This is a genomic window from Fructobacillus apis (assembly GCF_023893635.1).
Taxonomy (GTDB): domain Bacteria; phylum Bacillota; class Bacilli; order Lactobacillales; family Lactobacillaceae; genus Fructobacillus; species Fructobacillus apis.
The window spans coordinates 29,989-50,963 of record NZ_JAMWYK010000002.1; the positions used below are offsets into that span (position 1 = coordinate 29,989).

General features: G+C 50.0%; 13 protein-coding genes. All 13 read right to left on the reverse strand.

Annotation, left to right across the window (positions count from 1 at the left end; all coding sequences use genetic code 11):
- Nucleotides 1-79: 79 nt before the first annotated feature.
- On the reverse strand, nucleotides 80-1,237 hold the full coding sequence (locus NFX39_RS01905) for a serine hydrolase domain-containing protein (protein ID WP_252442508.1): 1,158 nt from the start codon (nucleotides 1,235-1,237) through the stop codon (nucleotides 80-82).
- A complete protein-coding gene (locus NFX39_RS01910; RefSeq protein ID WP_252442510.1) occupies nucleotides 1,230-2,582 on the reverse strand; it encodes a UDP-N-acetylmuramoyl-tripeptide--D-alanyl-D-alanine ligase in 1,353 nt (450 codons plus the stop codon). The genes NFX39_RS01905 and NFX39_RS01910 overlap by 8 nt, the downstream gene beginning before the upstream one ends.
- A gap of 11 nt (nucleotides 2,583-2,593) precedes the next feature.
- Entirely contained in the window at nucleotides 2,594-3,445 is an 852-nt protein-coding gene (locus NFX39_RS01915) for an alpha/beta fold hydrolase (protein WP_252442512.1), read from the reverse strand.
- A gap of 96 nt (nucleotides 3,446-3,541) precedes the next feature.
- Complete coding sequence (rlmD, locus tag NFX39_RS01920) at nucleotides 3,542-4,930, reverse strand: 23S rRNA (uracil(1939)-C(5))-methyltransferase RlmD (RefSeq protein ID WP_252442514.1); 1,389 nt, start codon at nucleotides 4,928-4,930, stop codon at nucleotides 3,542-3,544.
- Between the two features lie 70 nt (nucleotides 4,931-5,000).
- A complete protein-coding gene (locus NFX39_RS01925; RefSeq protein WP_252442516.1) occupies nucleotides 5,001-5,258 on the reverse strand; it encodes a type B 50S ribosomal protein L31 in 258 nt (85 codons plus the stop codon).
- Nucleotides 5,259-5,347: 89 nt separating this feature from the next.
- Complete coding sequence (locus tag NFX39_RS01930) at nucleotides 5,348-6,634, reverse strand: UDP-N-acetylglucosamine 1-carboxyvinyltransferase (protein WP_252442518.1); 1,287 nt, start codon at nucleotides 6,632-6,634, stop codon at nucleotides 5,348-5,350.
- Nucleotides 6,635-6,710: 76 nt separating this feature from the next.
- Nucleotides 6,711-9,164: a phenylalanine--tRNA ligase subunit beta gene (gene pheT, locus NFX39_RS01935; protein WP_252442520.1), complete on the reverse strand. Its 2,454-nt coding sequence runs from the start codon at nucleotides 9,162-9,164 to the stop codon at nucleotides 6,711-6,713.
- 2 nt (nucleotides 9,165-9,166) lie between these two features.
- On the reverse strand, nucleotides 9,167-10,216 hold the full coding sequence (gene pheS, locus NFX39_RS01940) for a phenylalanine--tRNA ligase subunit alpha (RefSeq protein WP_252442522.1): 1,050 nt from the start codon (nucleotides 10,214-10,216) through the stop codon (nucleotides 9,167-9,169).
- Nucleotides 10,217-10,524: 308 nt separating this feature from the next.
- Entirely contained in the window at nucleotides 10,525-10,740 is a 216-nt protein-coding gene (locus NFX39_RS01945; protein WP_252442524.1) for a hypothetical protein, read from the reverse strand.
- A gap of 111 nt (nucleotides 10,741-10,851) precedes the next feature.
- Nucleotides 10,852-11,784, reverse strand: a complete 933-nt coding sequence (locus tag NFX39_RS01950; RefSeq protein WP_252442526.1) for a phosphoglycerate dehydrogenase — start codon at nucleotides 11,782-11,784, stop codon at nucleotides 10,852-10,854.
- Between the two features lie 42 nt (nucleotides 11,785-11,826).
- Nucleotides 11,827-13,614 carry an oligoendopeptidase F gene (gene pepF / locus NFX39_RS01955; RefSeq protein WP_252442528.1) on the reverse strand — a complete coding sequence of 596 codons (1,788 nt, stop codon included), beginning with the start codon at nucleotides 13,612-13,614 and terminating at the stop codon, nucleotides 11,827-11,829.
- A 27-nt stretch (nucleotides 13,615-13,641) separates the two neighbouring features.
- Nucleotides 13,642-14,697, reverse strand: a complete 1,056-nt coding sequence (locus NFX39_RS01960) for a competence protein CoiA (RefSeq protein WP_252442530.1) — start codon at nucleotides 14,695-14,697, stop codon at nucleotides 13,642-13,644.
- 103 nt (nucleotides 14,698-14,800) lie between these two features.
- Nucleotides 14,801-20,698 (reverse strand): DUF1542 domain-containing protein, encoded by a 5,898-nt coding sequence (locus NFX39_RS01965; RefSeq protein WP_252442532.1) that lies wholly within the window; start codon nucleotides 20,696-20,698, stop codon nucleotides 14,801-14,803.
- Between the last annotated feature and the right edge of the window lie 277 nt (nucleotides 20,699-20,975).

Sequence of the window (20,975 nt, forward strand, 5' to 3'; positions counted from 1 at the left end):
GCGCCCCCTTCGGGACCGCTCATAACGCCATCGCCGGCCGGGCATCACAACCCGGCCGGCAAATTCAAATCCAGGCCTCTTAGGGCGCTTTTTGTCCGGTTAATTGTTCGAAGAACTGCTGGGCTAATCCCTGGCAGGAATGGCTGCCATCATACTGGTTCGACAGTAAGATGACGGCGTTTTTACCTTCGTTTGAGATGACGACGTTTGATTCGTATCCCGAGAAAATGCCGTGCCCTTCGTAGACGTCGCCGTAGCCATAAAGGCCGGAGGCGTAGTGGGCGGGCAGTCGTTGTTCCAAAAGATTCTTTGGGTGCTTCAGGTACTTCTTTTGGAAGAAGTCCTGGTAGAGGCGGAAGAGCTGGCCGGTCGTCATGGCGACGTTTCCGGTTCCCGTCTCGCGTTGGTACTCGACCTTGGTCACGTCGCGGGCGTTTTCCGTCCCGACTTGGTAGGCCACAGCGAGCTTCTTATCCTTTTTAAAGTCAGGATAGAGGCCGATGCCGAGCTTACCGTCCTTGTTGAAGGTTTGGTCCAGCATGTCGTTGAAGGACTTGTGGGTCACCTTCATCAAGATACCGGCGAGCAAACGGTAGTTGACCGGTTGGTAGGACCAACCAATCCCAGAGCCCGGTTCACCGATTTTTTCGGTGTTGGCAGCGGAAAAGTCCACGTTGTCTAGGTCACTCTTAAAGGATTGGGGTTGCTTTGGCTGACGCAGACCGGAGGTCATCGTCAGCAGGTCGCGCACCGTAATCTGATCGGCGTTTGGCAAGCTTGGATAGTAGTCGGAAAGTTTGCTTTCATAGGAAAGCTTCCCCTTTTCGACTTGTTGGCCAACCAAAACGGCCGTCAAAAACTTAGCGGTTGAGGCAATCGGAAAAGTGGTCGTCGGACCGTTTTGTCGGTCCTTTGCCACGTTGGCCTTGCCGTAACCCTGGTGCATGACCACCTTGTTGTTCTTCACAACCAAGGCGGTTCCAGAGAAGTGGTTCTCCTTCAGGGCCTTGTCCATGTTCTTTTCAGCGTCAGAGCTGGCCGAAACCGTCTTTGTGACGTTAATTTCTCTTTTCTGTTCGGCGGCCTTGGCCTTTACGCTTGGCGCGGGCTGCGGTGCCGGAATCAGTTCAGCGATGAGAACGAGGGCGAGTAAGGATGATAGCACCATCTTCACGGTATTTGGTTTCATCCGAAAACGGGAAACCTTTTCGGGAAAGAGGTCGGTTCGCTTAAGCATCCAGGTCCTTCTTTCCCGTTAAAGCAGCCACGACCTTTTCCAAATGGATGCCGTGGGAAGCCTTCAAGAAGATCAAGTCTTCGGCTTCACTCTGCTTCTGCAAATCATCAATCAAGTGATTCAATTCGTCTTTTTGGTAGTGGAACTGCGCCAACTCAGGGGCCTTATCCTTCAAGGCAGCACCAAGGTTATCGACGGTCAGTTCACCGACCAAGTAGACGGCCGTGGGCTTTGCTGCAATGACAGCATCGGCCAGTGAGGCGTGGAGGCTTGGTCCGGCCTCCCCCAATTCCAACATGTCACCCAAGACCACGCGAAGGTTTGAAACGCCGTCTTTTAAAAGGGCGTGCAACACTTCTTTGGTCGCGGTTGGGTTGGCGTTGTAGACGTCGGAGATGAGCTGAGCGCCATTTTCCGCTGTGAGCATCTCCGTCCGATTTTTCGTCAAATCAAATCGTGCCAAAGCACTTGCCATGGTCTTCAAATCCAAGCCGAGGGCTTGGCCTACCATAATCGCTGCTTCTGCATTCTTAACATTATAGGCGCCTAGCATGGGAATTGCAAACCGTTGGCCGTCTTCGGTCCAGACCGTTTCTGTTAAGGATTCTTCAATGTCTGCTGGAACGGGTCCGAACGTCTTTGTTTGGGCGGGCAGGTTCTCGCTTTTGGTGAGCAAGGGTTCGTCTGCCGGAATCAAAAAGAGTCCGTCGTGCTTCAAGCCGGCCGTGATTTCGAGCTTGGCCTTGGCGATGTTTTCCCGTGTCTTGAAGAATTCGAGGTGGGCTTCCCCAATCATAGTGATGAGGGCGATGTCAGGATTGGCCAGGTTGGACAATTCGGTCAGTTGACCAGGACGGTCCATTCCCATTTCCAAAACAAGCACTTCTGTATCAGCTGGCATCGACAACATCGTCACGGGCAATCCGATTTCGTTATTGAAGTTGGCCGGCGTCTTGAAGGTCTTGTACTTGGCCCCGAGGATGGCGGCGACCATGTCCTTCGTGGTGGTCTTTCCGTTGGAACCGGTGATGGCCACAACCTTCGGCTCAACCTGCTTCAAGTAGTACTGACCGAGCATCTGGAGTCCAGCGAGCGTGTCTTCGACCACAACCGCCGGCACGTCACCAGGTAGCACGTGCCCTTCTTGGGCGAGGACGGCCGTTGCGCCCTTGTCCATGGCCATTTGGATGTAGTCGTGCCCGTCGTTTTCACCGACAAGAGCGATGAAGAGGTCGCCCGCTTTTACCTTGCGTGAGTCGAAGGCCACGCCGGTAAAGGCAGTGTCAGCAGCGCCTTGGAGTTGGCCGTTCGTGGCTTTTTTGACATCGGATAACGTGAGTTTCATGGTTATACCCTTTATTGTTTCATAAATTGATGAATGATTTGTTCGGCAATGGTTGTCGAGTGACTTTCAAGTGCAAAGTGACCAGCGTCAATCGGTACAACCGTTGCATCTGGAACATCCTTCTTAAACGCTTCGGCACCAGCCCAGATGAAGGAGTCGTCGTTCTTTCCCCAGATGGCGAGAACTGCGGGTTGATAGTCCCGGAGGTACTGCTGGAACTTGGGGTAGAGTGCAACGTTCGTGCGGTAGTCCAAAATCAAATCGTTTTGCTTCTCACCATAGTCGGCGATCTTTTGACTGTAGTAAATGTCCAAGGAATAACCATCCGGCGAGATAGCCCCTGCTTTTTCACCACCCAGGTACTGATTTTTGATTGTGGCGGCTGCATAGGCGTTTGAAAAAGTCGCTCTCGCTTCGCTCGTCGGATTCGCCCAGTAAGCTATGCGATCCTGCCACTTTGCGCCCAGCCCCTCTTCGTAAACGTTCCCGTTTTGGGAAATAATGCCCCGAATCTGTTCTGGATGGTTCAGCGCCAAGCGGAAACCGACGGGGGCGCCGTAATCAAAAACATAGAGATAGTATGAATCAACGCCGAGCACTTCCAAGAAGCGCTGGATGACCTGACTTTCACTTTCAAAAGAATACGTGAACTCAAAACGGTCGGGCGACTCGCTCTGCCCAAAACCAATCATGTCTGGGGCGATGCAGTAAAAATCTTCTGCTAAGAGCGGCATCAACTCCCGGAAGTAGTGCGAGGCTGAGGGAAAGCCGTGGAGCAAGAGCAAGACTGGCTTTGATTGATTGCCAACGGCCCGGTAAAAAACCGAAAGGCCATCGACTTGAACTTGTTGATAACGCATCATATAAACCTAACTTTTCCCATGGGAAAACCGGGCGCCCAGCGCCATCTTTCCGCCATGTTGTTTTGTTATTTTAATTAATACTAGTTATCTACTATTTTACCGCTTTTTAGAAAGCACTGTCACCGTTTCGATGTGGGCCGTCTGCGGGAACTGATCCACGGGAACGACGGGCCCGGTCACAAAGTAACCCTCGTCTTCAAAGAGGGCAACGTCGCGGGCCGCCGTTAGTGGATTACAGGAGACGTAAACCACACGGTCCGGTGCCATCAACGCCGTCTTCTCAATCAGTTCGGGCGTCAAACCACGGCGTGGTGGGTCAACGAAGACAACGTCTGGCTTGATGCCGTCTTGCTGCCATTCGACGAACTGCTCGGGCGCATCACGCAGGATGTAGGTCGCGTTTTCAATCCTGTTCAAGGCCAGGTTCTTCTGGGCGTCGGCGACTGCACCAGGTACGACCTCGACCCCGATGACTTCGCGCACCTGGTCGGCCACGGACATTCCGATGGTTCCGATGCCGGCGTAGGCGTCAACCACCAGGTCGTTTTCATTTAAGTGGGCGAGGTCAGCCGCCGTTTGGTAGAGCTTTTCGGTCATGACCGGGTTCACCTGGTAGAAGGAGTTGGGCCCGATCAAGAAACGTTTGCCGAGCAGGGAATCCTCAATCTGGTCTTTTCCATAGAGCGTTTCGTTGACCGCCGACAACTGGACGTAGTCCTTCTTTGGCGCCTTGTTCAAAATCAAAGACGTCAAATCAGGCAAGGCGTCCACAATGGTGGCTACCACTTCGTCTTGCTTTGGCAAGACGGGGTCGTTTGAAACCAAGACCACCATGAGCTGCTTGGAGTAGTAACCCCGGCGCACCATGATGTAGCGGATGGCCCCCTGTTGGGTATCCGGATCATAAGCAGAGATCTGCAACTTCTCCAGGATGTTGCGAACGATGATGATTGTTTCGTCCAAGCGCTTGTCGTTGACGAAGTAGTCTTCCATTGGAACCAACTCGTGTGTCCCGCGCTGGTAGAAACCAGACAGGAGCTTGCCATCCTGCCACTTCACGGGTACGACGGTTTTGTTTCGGTAGTAAGACGGTACTTCGTCGTCCATCGTGACCGGTTCGGCGACGTCAACGTCAACACCGGCGGAGGCAAAATTATCTTTGACGAGCGAACGCTTCCAGTCTTTTTGGTATGGATATTTCCAGTTCACCAAGGGAGCGGTTCCCGCTTCAAGCAAGTAGTCACGGCCGGCGTCCTGGCGCCCGGCCGACTTTTCCAGGAATCGTTCAATTCGACCGTAAGCCGAAAGCTTATCCACCTGGATGATGGTCGCTTCCACTACTTCGCCGAGCATGGCGTCCGCGAGGTAGACGGGGTACGTCTTGGCCTCATCTGCCCAGGCCAGTCCCATTCCGTTCTGGCGAATGGTTGCGATGGTCAGTTGGACTGTTTCATTCAGTTTTACGGGTGGGGTGGTCTTTGCCATGGGGGCTCCTCGTTTGTGACTTTTAAAAAAGAAAAAACGTCCACCGAGGTGGACGTTCTTTAAAAACAAATTACTTGTTCTTGAAACCGAAGTCAGCAAACTTCTTGTTAAACTTGTCAACGGCACCATCAGCCTGAGTAAACTTCTGCTTACCAGTGTAGAATGGGTGTGAATCTGACGTAATATCCATACGGATTGAAGGGTATTCAGTACCTTCGAAGTCAGTCGTCGTTTCAGTTTCAACAGTAGAAGCTGACAAGAACTTCTTACCAGTAGCAGCGTCGATGAAGACAACTGGACGGTAGTTTGGGTGAATATCTGCTCGCATAATGATCTCCTTAGCGCCCTGACTATTGATAGCCAGAGTCAGTTATTAACTAGATAAGTATAGCACGGACTGTATTTTTTGCCAAGAACTTAAGGCATCAAATTAATCAAATCCACACCTTCGATTTGAAGGTCCACACCAAGGCCGGCCAACTTATCGGCCAAGCGGTCGTACCCACGCAAGATGTGGGAAGCGTTGTCGATGATGGTTTGACCATCGGCCATGACGGCGGCGATGACCAAAGCGGCACCCGCGCGGATTTCCGCTGCTTCGACCGTGGTTCCAACAAGGCGGGCCGAGTGGTTCACCTTGATTTCACCGGGGTTCAAAGAAGAAACTTCGGCACCCATCCGGCGCAGTTCCGCGATGTGGCGGATTCGCTTTGGATAGATGGTTTCGGTAATCGTTGATTCCCCTTCGGCCAAGAAGAGCAACGGCGTGATTGGCTGTTGCAAGTCCGTGGCAAAGCCAGGGTATGGCATGGTCTTGATAGCCACTGGCTTCAAAGGCTTTGAAGGACCGATGTAGACGGAGTCTTCACCGATCTTCATGTCGACACCCATTTCAATCAACTTAGAAGTGTAAGATTCCAAGTGTTCTGGGATGACGTTGTTCACCGTCACACCGTCACCAAAGGCAGCGGCAAGTGACATGTAGGTTCCAGCTTCGATACGGTCAGGAATCACCGTGTGCGTGTTCTTTGCTTCCAAAGTCTGCACACCGGTAATGCGGATCGTGTCCGTGCCGGCACCACGGATGTTGGCCCCCATGTTGTTCAAGAAGGTTGCGATATCGATGATTTCGGGCTCCTTGGCCACGTTTTCGATAATCGTCTGTCCTTCGGCGCGAACGGCGGCGAGGATGATGTTAATCGTTGCCCCAACGGAAACCGTGTCAAGCGCGACGCGCGCACCCTTCAAGCCGTTTTCAGAAGCGTCAATGTTGATCACATCGTCTTCTTCCGTGACCTTTGCACCAAGGGCTTCGAATCCCTTGATGTGCTGGTCGATTGGACGTGCGCCCAAGTTGTCGCCACCTGGGAAAGTCACGGTCGCCCGGCCGAAGCGGCCAAGCAAGGCACCCATGAAGTAATAAGACGCACGCAAGGACTTAATGGCCGTTGCGGGAAGCGGTGCTTCCTTGATCGTCGTTGGGTCGATGCTCAAGTCCCCTTCGTTAAAAGTGGAGTGAACGTTCATCGCCGCTAAAATATATTGTAAGTTTTTAACGTCCAAAATCTGTGGCACGTTATCGAATTGAACGGACGTATCCGCCAGGATGGCCGCTGGAATCAACGCCACCGTTGAGTTTTTGGCACCGCCGATCGTTACTTGACCAGTAACTTTGCGGCCACCATTAATAATTATTTTTGCCATGAGGCGAATCCCACTTAATTTAGGTTATTGTACGCAATTAATTATACGGACTTTAACCCGCTTTCACAATTAAAGATTAGCGGATTTCTGCTCCGAACTTTTCTTCCAAGGCGGTCGTGACCTTGGTGAAGTCTGCTGTGACGGCTTCTTCCACCAAAGTGTCTTCTTGGTTTTGGTACGTCAATTGGTAAGCCAATGACTTCTTACCTTCCGGCGTTCCCTTACCCGTGTACAAATCGAAGAAGGTCACGTCCTTCAAGTACTTTCCAGAAACCTCGTTGATGGTGTCCAACACTTCTTGGTTCGTCAGCGTGGCGTCGACCAAGATAGCCAAGTCACGCGTGATTTGTGGATAACGGGAAATTGGTTGGTAAGCGTTGTCCTTGTCCGCAAGGGAAATAATGCTTTCCAGGTTCAATTCAAAGGCGAAGATGGCTGGCAACTTCTGCTTTGAAACGAATTCAGGGTGAACTTGTCCAACGTATCCGAGGTAAACGTCGCCAGTGTAGATATCAGCGGTTTGACCCGGGTGCATGTTGGGGTGTTCCTTGGCCTGCTTGAAGACCACCTTTTCGACACCGATGGCTTCGAGGTAGGCTTCAACCCGTCCCTTCATGGCGAAGAAGTCGACGTCACGCGTCTTTTGTTCGCCCTGCCAAGTAGATTCCGCGATGGGACCAACCAAAACGGCAGCCAAGTGTTCTTCTTCGATTGGTTGAACGGCGGCGTTGTCGTTCAAGAAGACGCGGCCTTGTTCGTACAAGGCGATGTCCTTTACGGAACGGGCCACGTTGTAGGCCACGTCGTCAATCAAACCTGAAATCAAGTTTTGACGGGCCGTCGTCTTGTCGGATGACATTGGGTAGTCCAAGGCCAAGACACCGTGGTCGGCACCGATGTTAAAGGCCGTTGCCTTTTCCGGTGACATCAAAGCGTATGAGATGGCCTGGTTGAAGCCGAGGCCTTCCCAAATCTTACGGGAAGCGCGAATCTTCTTTTGGCGTGGCGTCAAATCACCAGCCGTTGACTGACCGTCGATCAAGGCCGTTGGCAAGTTGTCGTAGCCGTAGAGGCGACCAACTTCTTCGACCAAGTCGGCTGGAATCGTCAAGTCGGTGCGACGTCCTGGAATCGTGACCGTCAAAGCCCCCTTGTCGTTTTGCACGTCAAGATTCAACTTTTCGAGCAATTCAACAACCGTGGCGTCGGACAAGTCCGTTCCGAGCACCTTGTTTATGCGGGCAACGGTGATGTTGATGACCGTTGATTCGATGTTCTTGAAGCCGGCCTTAGCCAAGCCAGCCACGGAACCGTTGGCGTCTTCTGCCACTTCGTTTGAGGCAAGGGCCAAGGCGTTTTGCGTGTTTTGCAAATCGATTCCACGTTCGAGACGGAAGGATGATTCGGAGCGCAAACCGTGACGGCGAGCGGCTTGACGAATCAAGCTTGGGTTGTACTGACCGGCGGCCAGCACCACGTTCTTCGTGTCGTTTGAAACGGCAAAGGTTGGGTCCATGGCGATACCGGCAAGGGCAATCACCTTATCAGCAGATGCCAAGACGATGTCTTGTCCGGCACGCAAAGCGATGGCGTCTTCGCCATCCCCTTGTCCGAGGACCTCGCCTTCTTGGGCCAAGCGCACAACAAGCTTTGCTTCGGGCAACTTATCGAAGTCAAAGGCGGCAAGTGGTTGACCGGTCGCAAGCAACCAGTAGTGAACGGCGTCCATCACGTTGTTCTTTGGCTTGATACCAGAAGTCCAAAGACGGCGTTGTACGGGAAGTGAGGCGGCTGTGACTTTGACATCTTCTACCAATGACAAGGCAAGACCAGAAGCCAAGGTGTCGGCCGTGATTTCTGCGGCAATCTTATCCGTTTCGGGCAAAGCCGCGGCCTTTTCTTCAAAGGCTGCTTCGTTGACCTTTTGTCCCGTCATGGCGGCCATTTCGTAGGCCATTCCGCGGAGTGACAAGAGGTCGGCACGGTTTGGCGTCAAATCCGTGTCAATCATGGCGTCCTTCAAGCCGAGGACTTCAAGGGCGTCATCCCCTGGCTTCACGCCAGAGTTTGCGTTGAAGACGTAGATCCCGTCTTCGATTGGTTGTGGGCAGACGGCGTCTGGCAAACCGATTTCTTGGAGGGCGGAAAGCATGCCGTAGGAAACTTCGCCACGGAGCTTGGCCTTCTTAATCTTCACCAGTTCACCGCTTTCGCGGTCCACAATCTTTGAGCCAACCGTGGCCAAGATGACCAATTGCCCTTCGGCAACGTTGGGCGCACCCGTCACGATTTGGATGCTTTCTTGTCCGTCGAAGACCTGCGTGATGTGGAGGTGGTCAGAATCTTGGTGATCCTTCACTTCGTCCACGCGAACCACGACCAAGCCGGATTGCTTGGCAGCGGCTTGACCGACTTCTTCCACTTCGACGGCCGTCAATTCAATCTGTTGGGCCAGGTCCAAGACCGCTTGTTCATCAACAGGCAAGCCTGGCGTCAAATAGTCGTTTAACCAATTTAAATTCGTCTTCATGATTAGATTCCTCGCTCGTTAAACTGGTCCAAGAAACGTACGTCGTTCAAGTAGAACTGACGAATGTCTTCGACACCGTACTTCAACATGGCAAAACGGTCTGGTCCCAAACCAAAGGCAAAGGCCGTGTATTCTTCGGGATCAACACCGTCCATCTTCAAAACGTTCGGGTGGGTCATGCCGGCACCGAGCACTTCAATCCACTTGATATCTTCGGGCTTCGTGTCAGGCGTGACTTCGTCCCATGAAACATCCACTTCGACGGATGGTTCCGTAAATGGGAAGTAAGAAGGACGCAAGCGAATTTGGTGCTTTTCACCGAAGAGTTCCTGCATGATGGAAAGGAGCGTTCCCTTCAAATCCGCCATGGTGATGTTCTTACCAACGACCAACCCTTCCACTTGGTGGAACTGGTGGGAGTGCGTCGCATCATCCGTGTCACGACGGTAAACCTTACCGGGCGCGATCATCTTCAACGGCCCCTTTGAGAAGTCGTGCTTTTCAAGCACACGGGATTGAACCGGTGAGGTCTGGGTACGAAGCAAAATCTCAGGCGTGATGTAGAACGTGTCCTGCATGTCACGGGCTGGGTGATCCTTTGGCAAGTTTTCACGTTCGAAGTTGTATTCATCCGTTTCAACTTCGGGTGAGTCTGTTGGATCATCGATGATTTGGTAACCAAGCCCCAGGAAGTGGGCTTCGATTTCATCCATGATTTGTTGCAAAACGTGGGCGGAACCAAGCTTTGGCTTAGCACCTGGCAGGGTCACGTCGAGCGTTTCGGCAGCCAGCTTTTCTTCCAAAGCCTTGGCTTCTTGTTCGGCCTTCTTTTCTTCAATCTTTTCTTGGATGGCCGTGCGGACTTGGTTTCCCACTTGTCCGACTTCCTTCTTTTCGTCCACGGACAAGTCCTTCATGGACTTCAAAACGCCCGTGATCTTTCCCTTCTTTCCGAGAAAGGCCACGCGAACGGCTTCGACGTCCACGTCAGGTGAAGCAAGTTCAGCTTCCGCTTCCTTCAAAAATCCCTTTAATTCTTCTGCTAATGTCATGTTTTTCCCTCTTTATCCAAATAAAAAAGTCCCTCTTCATCAATCGATGAAAAGGGACGAAAACGATGCCGCGGTACCACCCAGATTCTAGCTGTTGCTAGCTCCTCTAAGCCGGTATCGGTGGCCACCGTTGACGGTTAAATCAAAGTCTCCAGACTGAAATTCGAATCGTGCCACAGACGGGCTCTCACTTTCCCCGCTCGCTGAGCTGTTTTCCGATTCTACTAGGTCCTTCATTGCTTCCTTAAGTATAGCAGAGATTTTTATAAGAAACTAGAGACTAAAAAGTCAGGACCGCCCCTGACTGATTATTTTGATTTTCGATCTTTAAAGAACCAAACGATTCCGTTTCCGATGGCCACGAAGGCGGTCAAGAAAAAGAAGTGACCGATTTCTTCAGGTAGGTTGGCACCCTTCACGAAAACCAAACGGACGACAGACCAGATGAAAGTCATGATGGCCACGAGAATGATAACGTAAACTCGTTGGTGCTGATCGATGAAGTTGGATATGCGTTCGCGCATGACTGTCTCCTTTTTATATCAGATGATAACTTAGAACCATCATATCATATTTTTTCTGCCCGCTATCCAAAGGAAAAAAGCTCAGCCAAACGGCTGAGCTTTTCTTTCATTTTAATTCACTTGGTTGATGGCACCCTTACCTGACAAGACGGACAAAATGTCGTCCGCAGCTGTCGAAGCAATGGAAGTAAAGGCTTCAATCGAACCACCTGCCACGTGTGGCAGGACATAAGTGTTTTCCAAGGCCAACAGTTCGTTTTCTGGACTGATTGGTTCGGATTCCACAACGTCCAATCCGGCAGCGGCAATCTTGCCGGCCTTCAAGGCGTCAATCAAGGCTGCTTCGTCAACAACCGGTCCACGACCAACGTTGACCAAGACCGCTGATTCCTTCATCTTGTCGAAGGCAGCGGCATCAATCATCTTGGTTGTCGCAGGAGTGGCTGGCAGTGTTGAGACAACGTAGTCAGCCTTTTCGAAGATTTCATCCAATGAAGCCATGCGACCGTTTGGCACGTCCTTGTCATGACGGGCGTAGGCCAACACTTCGACACCAAAGCCGGAAAGCAATTGCGCAACCGTCTTTCCAATGTGTCCGAAGCCGAGGATTCCAACTGTCTTCTTTGACACTTGGATGCCGCGGTGGGTCATGGCGTAGGCTTGGGCCTTCTTATCGGTGATGCCGCGCTTGTCGGTATCAAAGAGGCGACCCGCCATCATCATCAAGGTCACAGCGGTTTCGGCCACGGCAGTGGCGTTGGCACCCGGGGTGTTGGCGACCACGATGTTGCGTTCCTTGGCCGCTTCCAAATCGACGTTGTCATAGCCAACACCATGGCGGGCAATGACCTTCAAGTTAGGGAAACGATCCATGATTTCCCCAGTGATTGGGTACATCATCAAGAGAATGCCGACGACGTTTTCGTCAGCGGCAAAGTCATCGTCAGAGGCCTGGTCGTTTGATTCGACCTGGTAGCCCGCCTCCTTCAACTTTGAAATGGCGACGTCGCTAATGCCGTTAAATACTAATACTTTTTCAGCCATAATGCCCTCCTAAATGTTCAATTCTGTTTTAACGCAAAATCCTTATTTTTTCAAAAGCGCTTCAAGCTGGTTCAAGCGGTCTTCAAAGACGGCAAAGGCGGAATCAAGGTATTCACCCTGCGTCATATCGACACCGGCCGTCTTCATGACGTCCAACGGTGCGGCGGATGATCCAGCCTTCAAGTAGTTCTTGTAGGCTTCCGCGTGGTTGTCTTCCAAAATCTTCTTGGCCAACGTCGTGGCAGCGGCTTCACCCGTTGCGTACTGGTAAACGTAGAAGTTGTAGTAGAAGTGCGGAATGCGCGTCCATTCGTAAGCGATTTGTGGATCAGCGACAACGTCTGGTCCGTAGAACTTTTGGTTCAACTTACCGTAGAAGTCCGCCATGGCGTCCGCCGTCAATGGTTGACCAGCGGCGTCTTGTTCGTGAATCCAAGCTTCAAATTCGGCGAACTGCGTTTGACGGAAAATCGTTCCCTTGAAGCCGTCCAAGTACTGGTTCAAGACGAAGGCCTTCACCTTGTCGTCATCCGTTTGCTTCAACAAGTAGTCCGTCAGCAAGGCTTCGTTTGTCGTTGAGGCAATTTCAGCCAAGAAGATTGGGTAATCACCATAGTGGTATGGCTGGTTGTGGCGCGTCATGTAAGAGTGCACCGTGTGCCCCATTTCGTGAACCAACGTGTAGACGTTGTCCAACGTATCCTGCCAGTTCAGCAAGATGTACGGGTTGGTGTCGTATGCACCACCGGAATAAGCACCGGAACGCTTCCCCTTGTTTTCAACAACGTCGATCCAACGTTCGTTGAAGGCCTTCTTCACGACGTCCAAGTAGTCTTCACCAAGCGGTGCCAAGGCTGCCAAGGCGATTTCCTTTGCCTTTTCATACGTGACGGGAAAGTCAACATCGTCCACGAGTGAAACGTAGAGGTCGTAGTTGTGCAAGTCCTCCACCCCAAGTACCTGCTTACGCAAAGCAACGTAACGGTGGAAAAGTGGCAGGTTTTGGTCCACTTTTGCCGCCAAGGTCTTGTAAACGGAAACTGGGATTTGGTTGCTCGTCACGGCCGCTTCTTGGGCAGATTGGTAGTTTCGAATCTTAGCCAAGAAGTTGTGCTTCTTCACTGTCGCTGAAAGCGTTGAAGCAAAGGTGTTTTGCAAGGCCATGTAGGCGTCGTACAATGACGTTAAGGCCTCTTCACGCTGACGAACATCCTTTGAACGAAGCATGATTGAGTAGAGTCCGTTCGTCAATTCTTGAATCTGACCGTCTTCTGTCATGACATCCCCAAAGTCGATGTCCGCGTTATCCAAGACGGAGAAAGTTTGCGCAGAAGCAGACATCACAGTTGATGCACCGGCCAAAAGCGCTTCTTGTTCAGCTGGGAGGGTGTGGGGCTTTTCTGCCAAGAGAACGTCGAAGAAGTGCTGGTACGGCTTCAAGCCATCCGTCTTCAAGTAGTCGTTCAACTTGTCGTCGTCCATGGCCAACACTTCCGGTTGGAAGAAGGCCGTGGCAGCAGAAAGTTGCGCCATCAAATCTTGAACTTGGGCGTTCATCCCCGCGTACGTTGAGTTGGCCGTGTCTTGGTCAAACTTCTGGTGCGCGTAAACGAACAACTTTTCAAAGGTCCGTTCGATGTGAAGGTCAGCTTCTAACCCGGCCAACAAAGTTTCGGCTGAGTCAGCCAAGTGACCCTTGTACTTTTCGAGTTCAGGCAATTCCTTTTGAATCTGGTCAAAGGCTTTTTGATAAGCTTCGTCACTTTCAAAAACGCTGCTCAAGTCCCAGGTCAATTCTGCTGGCACTTCTTCTCTTGTGATTTGTCCCATAAAAAACACCCCTTTTTAATCTTTTACTCATTTTAACATAGAATCACCGTCAACCAAGTACTTTGGCGAACTTAATAAATGAATTTCATCCCCCTGGATTTTAATGTATTCCGCATCTTCCAGCTCCTTCAAATAATCCTCTAAAACTTTGTGCACGCCGGGTGCCCCCTCGTAAAAGTAACGGGCCATCCGCTTCTTTAAGTTGCTCTTGTGCCACTTCACACCCTCTAACTCCAAGAGCAAAAGGACAATCAACCGGTACTGCCAGTTTGGAACCGTTAGGCCAAAGGCAAAGCCAGTCAACGTGCAGTCCGGTATCTGGTCCACACGGTGGCCGTTGTTGTATAAATAACTGACCAGGTCAGGATTGATTTGACGGCGCGCCATCATCAACGAAAGCTTGGTACGCTGACGTTTTATATCTAACACACGTGCCGACCACTGGTTCTCCCGCTCTTGGAAAACGCGAATCCAAGCCGCCGGACCACCTTGTTTTAAATACAGCGGATCGGACAGCTGCTTCTTCTCAGACCGTCTTTTCTTAAAGTCCGGTCGGACGAAGTTCGATTCCACCATAAATAAGCGTTGTTCCGGTAGGAAATACCAGACCTTTCCAGCTAAGACAAAGCGGCAGATGGTTCCCGTTGACAGGTGCTTTTTATAATAGTCGGGACCTAGAATCCACCAAACTTTGAGCCCGATGCTCTCATAGCCAGCATTTCGTCTTGCTAAGGCCTTCTTTGAAATTGGCGAGCACTGGTATTCGATGGCGACCTGGTTGCCCGGTCGGCCTACGAGTAAGTCTGGTCGTTGGTCAATCTGTGAGAGCACCGGTCCTACCAGAACCGGCACCCGGCCATCGAAGTATTTAAAGAGCGCCAACTTACCAGCCAAGTGCTCGGGTGATTCACCCTCTGAAAAGCGGGCACAGCCATCCTTTACCACGTGGGCGAAGTGGGCCACCTTCTCTTCCCCGTGCTTTAACCGAACCGGTCCAAAGCAACCCGGGCAGAGGTAAATCTGATTCTTCTTGGCGTTTTCAGCCAAACAATATTCTTTTGTAATCGTACATGCTATCAACATAGAAAAAAACACTCCTATCTTCCTGTCACTGAATGACACGATAGGAGCGTTTTTTTATCACTTAAATATGCAATTTTTTAGTAAAAAATCTTGATTCAAGTTCTTACTTTGCATCCTTCTTTGCCTTTGAAAGCACAAATCCAGTTGCCGCAACGGCCAACATCCAGATGCTTGAAAGCGCTTGGCTAGCAGCTTCCTTGGCGGTTTCTGGTTGGGCGTGCTTTACTTCTTCTTGTGGTGCAACAGGAGCAGCTGGTGCGACAGGAGCAACTGGTTGAGCAGGCTTTGGCTTCTCAACGTGGGCACGGTGAACGTGGCTGATGGCAGCAACCCCAATCTTTTGAGCCATGATGATGCCGTCGGCATCTGTTGCTGCTTCAATGTTGTCCTTTGCGCGACGAGCAGCTTCTTCAGCATCGTGCTTTTGTTCAGCCTTTTCATCGTCGTCCAAAGTCGAGTCCGCATCGATTTCAGCCTTCATCTTATCCAAGGCTTCGTCGATTGAACCGTTACCAGCAACACGTTGTGCTGGAAGCGGATCCTTGGCATGCTGGTGGGCGCCAAAGATTTCAGGCAAATCCTTCTTTTCAGCATCTTCAATACCTTGGGCGTTAGTTGCCTTCTCGATGTCGTCGTCAGCCTGCTTAGCAGCATCAGCAGCGTCTTGCTTTTGCTTATTCTTTTCTTCAGTGGTCAACGTAGGGTCACCATCAATAGCAGCCTTCGTCTTATCCAAAGCATCCTTTACTGCAGCGTGCGCAGCCAACTTTTGAGCTGGGACGTCATCCTTGTTCACTTCGTGCTTAACGTGAATAGCCGGAATATCTTCCTTTTGGTGGTTAGCCAATTCGTCAGCTGATTCTGAATGATGGTCAATGTTGTCGATAGCCTTTTTAGCCTCATCATCCACGGCATTCTTTTGACTTGTCTTCGCCGTTGTGTCTAACGTTGGGTCAGCATCAATGGCCGCGTTGGCCTTTGCACGAGCATCTTCGACAGCAGCACGTGCAGCCTGCTTTTGAGCATCCAAGTCACTCGTCACGTGCTTACCGTAGACAGCTGGAACGGCTGCTTTTTGCTTGTTTTTAATCGTTTCGGCGGCGTTTTCTTCTCCATCGCCGACTTGATCAATTGCTTGGATGGCATCATTAGCTTCCCGATCAGCCTCACCCGTTTGCGCGTCCTTTTCAGATTGCGTCAGGTTTGAATCAGCATCAATGGCCGCCTTGGTTTGCTTCCGCGCATCGTCAATGGCTGCTTTCGCCGCGTTCTTTTGACCTTGAACATCAGTCTTGGCCTGTTGATGTTGGTTCAACACGTCATTCACTCCGGACTGTTGTGCATCGCGGATTTGGTCAGCAGCGTTCGAATCAGCAGCATTCACATTACCAATTTTTTCCTTGGCCTTATCGCGTTCTTCTCCAGCCTTTCGAATTTGATCCTGCTTTTCAGCATCCGTCAAACTTGGGTCAGCTTCGATTGCGGCCTTTGTCTTGTCAAAGGCTTCGTCGAGGGCCTTCTTGGCGGCGTCCTTTTGATCATCAATACTTGCACCCATCGTGTGGGCCTTCTTGACATTGTCAACACCACGTTGCTGGTTATCAATCACGCTCTTGGCATCTTCAGCCTCATCAATGGCATCAAAGGCGTTTTCTGCCGCTGCTTCGGCCTTTGAAATTTGTTCCGCCTTCGCATCATCACTGAGGGATCCATCATTGTTAATCGCATTCTTGGTGTCGTCCAAGGCCTGTTGAACAGCGGCCTTGGCTGCGGTCTTTTGACCTGGCAAGTTTGGATTGTGCTCCTGGTGTTCCTTATAAATATCAGGCACACCCTTGTTCTGAGCATCTAACACATCGTCGGCAGTATCAGCGGCGTCAATTTTCTTTTCGACTTCGTCTTCCTTTGCCGCAGCGTTTTTCTTTTGGTCATCTTTTTCGTCCGGCGTCAACGTTGGGTCTGCATCGATGGCGGCGTTGGTGTCTTCCAGCGCCTTCTTTGCAGCCGCCTTTGCTGATGACTTCTGAGCTCCAAGATCAGCAGACTTGTGCTGGTCATGAATGTCCTTAGCACCGTCGTTTTGCTTGTTCACAATCTTTTGAGCAGCATCAGGGTCAGTGTCAGAAATCTTGTCAATTTCATCCTTGGCATTCTTAGCAGCCGCACGAGCGTTTTTCTTTTGCTCGTCCTTTTGATCAGGCGTCAACGTTGGATCGTTATCGATGGCCGCTTCCGTGTTCTTCAACGCTTCGTCGATGGCGGCCTTTGCAGCTGACTTTTGCGCTGGAACAGGCGTCGTGTTCACCACGTGCTTGGAATCGATGTCCTTCACGCCATCAGTTTGCGCCTTCAAGATATCAGTAACATTATCTTTTGAATCCACATTCTTTTCAGCAGCAGTTTCCGCCTTTTCAGCATCTTCTTTTTGCTGCTTCTTGGCGTCATCAGTCAACGTCGGATCCGCATCAATCGCTGCCTTTGTGTTCTTCAACGCTTCCTTCAAAGCAGCCTTAGCCGCGCTTTGGTGAGCCGGAATTCCGTTCTTATCTGCCTTGTGGGCGTCAAAAATCTTTGGTACAGAATCCTTTTGAGCGGCCGTTACGGCATCGGAATCCTTGGCATCGTCGATGGCTTTGTTGGCATCGTCGATGGCTTTGTTGGCATCGTCCGCTGCATCCTTCGCAGCCTTCTTTTGATCGTTCTTCTGATCTGGCGTAAGCGTTGGATCATCATCAATCAACTTGTTCGTTGCATCCAAAGCTTTCTTAACGGCATCCTTTGCAGCATTCTTTTGACCATCCAAGTCAAGACTGTAAGGAACGTGAGAAGCCTTAACGTCTTCTTCACCCTTCTTTTGGGCCTTGTTGATGTCATCAACCGTATCAACCTTGTTGATGTTTTCCTTGGCCTTGTCAGCCTTTTGTTGAGCGGCCTTCTTCTGAGCATCCTTGTCAGCCTGTGGCAAAGCATTGTCATTGTTGATGGCGTCTTCGGTTTCCTTCAGGGCCTTGTCGATAGCATCTCGAGCTGTCTTCTTTGCACTGTCGATGTCGACACCAGCAATCTTCTTATAACCATCCGTAAATGATTGCGCGTTTCCTGAGTTTGCTGGCACTTCTGGCGTGTTGGTCTTTGCGCCACCATTCTTAGCAGCCTTGTAACCTTCTTTATAAGAATCATACGATGCCTTATAGTTTTCATCGTTAACGTAGAGATCCTTTTCCCGGTTATCATCAGTGTTCGTTTCAAGGTCTTTTTGGGCGTCCTCCTTGGCCTTTTTAACGTTAGCGTTATCAATTGTGTTGATGTCGAAGCTGTCACCCTTGAAGTCAAGTTTGTCGCCATCAGCGTTAATGGCTTGGGCCTTCGTCGTATCCTTGTCCTTAGTAACGTCCTTGACGATTACTGAAGTAGAAACAGAATAGTTTGCACGAACTCCAATGTTTTCGCTCTTATAGTTTTCTGGCAAATCCATTTCGAAGCGCAGCGCTTGACCCTTGTATCCTGCAGGAATCTTAACGGCTACCATGTACTTCGTGTCATCGTTAGGGTTGTTGCTCTTTACAGAACCGTCAACCGCAGTCATCTTGTTAATGTCAGTATCTGATCCAGTTGATAATTGAATGTAAACTGTATCCCCTGCTTCAGGAGTGTAGTTCTGGACAGACAAGTATCCAGAAACCTTCTTCTTATCCTTATCGAGGTTAAGTGGTGAAGTGAACTTAGTCGTTGCTGAATCAGCAATCTTCAAATACTGGTTAACGTCTGATTTGTCGGTCTTCTTCTTGTTCTTATCGATCAAAGTCCACTTGCCGTTTTGCCAACGAATCGTGTAGGCGTACTCAGAAAAGTCGTGGCTTGGATCGTCCGTTGCGCGGACAGAAGAACCAGAAATTTGGTTAGAGGCTAGCTTACTAGAGTTGTTAGTGTTGTCTTTCAAATCAAAGACAACACCTTCCTTACCAGGGTTAACGATAGCCATTTGACCGTTTAGCAGAACAACGTTTCCTGACCCATCAGCGGAAAGGTTAACCGTTCCTTGGTCTAGGATGTTGATTTTACCACCATCGTTACGTAGGATTCCATTCGTAGCAGCCCGATTCCCAAGGTTTTTAACGATGATGTTTAATCGTCCACCATTCTTAACATAGATCTTTGAACCACCAGCTGCATATACCAATGTATTGCTAGCTGCACTTGGGCCGTCAACCAAGACGTTGATTTCACCACCATTGACCTCGACCGTTCCGCCAGACAGGTAAATACCGTTAGCTGTTTCATAGGAATGAGCAGTAGAAGCTTCCGGCACAATCGTCAAAGAAGCGTTGTTTTGAAGCTTTAACGTACCGCCGGCGTTAGCAACTCCCCAGCTCGAGCTTCCCATCACATCTTGCCCACCATTTCCACGAGGAACCAGCGTCACGACAGAACTATCTCCCATTAGGAAATTTCCACCGCTCTTCATCTTGATAACAGTGTTTCCGACACCATTTGACTCAGTTGTTCCAAAATAAGAAGTTCCCGGTTGAACCGTCAAGTTCGAAATTTCCAGGTTTTCCTGATTTCCATTCGATCCTTGAGTTGCGACGTTGTTTGAGAACGGCGTTGTGTATTTTCCAATACTAAACACGTTGATGTTTCCGGAGAAATCAACGTTCGTACCAGCTGATGAAAGCAACTGAGAACCTGTGTAATTGACATTTGAGTAGTATGCATTACCACCTTGAAGACAGAACGGTCCATAGTAGTTCGTACCTGCCAACAACTGGAAGTTTTTAATCATCAAATTCTGGGAGCTACCAGACCCAATCGTATAACTAACACCGTGGAGGTCCATCATGTGGTTCTGCCCATCAATTGTCAGCCGATCAAGTGATCCAGTAACACTTACACGAGGTGTTCCATTAGCCCTATTTCCAAAGTCAATGTCGTTAGTCAAGTTAATGGCTGTTCGATTCTTTTGAATCTGACCACCAGTTGGGATGGTGTGTCCGTCTCCTGTAAAGGCCGTGTTAAATTGGTCCGCATTGGCAACAAAGACCGTACCATCGTTAAAGCGCTTTACAACGTCGTTGTATCCAGCTAAATAAGCGGCTGTGTACTTATCATCGCTTAACAACTGCAACGTTCCTGGGTTCTTCAAATCCTTGTCGTTGTTCCACTGCGCTGCCATGGCCGCTTGTGCACCCAAGTAGGCTTGTGAGTAGGCGTCGTTCTTGTCGTTGGAGATGTTAACAATTGCCTTATCAGCCGTGTTGTGACCGTTAAAACGACCAGATTCAGCATCAGCAATCCCTTGTTTGATGATGTAGGAATTGAAGAAATCAGCATCTTCACTCTTCTTAGAAGAGTTGTTGAAATCTTGTGCGTTCAACGCATCCTTGTCCGTTCCGTGAACAGAAACGTTCTTGTCATTGATGAACTTAGCCTTAAGCTTTGCTTCATAGTCATCAGCTTCTTGCTTGGACTGTGCGACGTTGTTCTTATCCGTTGCCTTAAATGACGTATAGTCTTCCGTTGACGTTCCGTAACCGTTGATCTTAGCGTTGTATTCCGCACTGAAATCTTTCAAGATGTTCCAGTACTTCAAGTAGTCATCTGAAGGGTTTGACTTCAGAGGACGTCCTGACAAGAAGTCATCGACCACTTCGTCAATCAATTTTTGCTTAGCTTCTTCGGGACTGACTTGGTTGTTATTACCGTTGTTTTGATCCCTATCGCCTGCTGGATTGCTGTTTTCTTCAAGTGCCCCACGCAATTCCAAACCTTCTGTTTCGGTCTGTGTATCTGTCGTTTGCGTTTGATCAGTGCTTTTCGTTTTGTCAGTATTTTGAGTTGAAACAACTTCAGTGTTGTTGTTTACTTCGTCGGCTGACACCGTCGTTGTCGTCAATGCCGCAGCCCCTACAAAGGCGAACAAAGCGGTCGAAGCAACGACCCATTGCTTCTTCACTTTCTTAAGTTTCTTGCGTTCGCCGACTTTTTGATGATCTTGATACATCTGTTTATTCCTTCTTTCGTTAAATAAAGGAAACAGCCCACTTTGGACATAGGTTGTAACCATACCTATCCAACATAACAAAGTTCAATGAATACGCCGTTACATCAGTCTTTCAGACCAAAACAAAAATGTTTCAGTACATTACAAACTCTTAGAATCATTAAAAAACGCGCAAAAAAACACCCCTACAAAATCCGTAGGGGTGTTCCTTTTTCGCTATTTAACAAAGCGAAGTTTCGTTACGTCTTCTCCAACAGCTTGGGGTCAACGTCTCGAA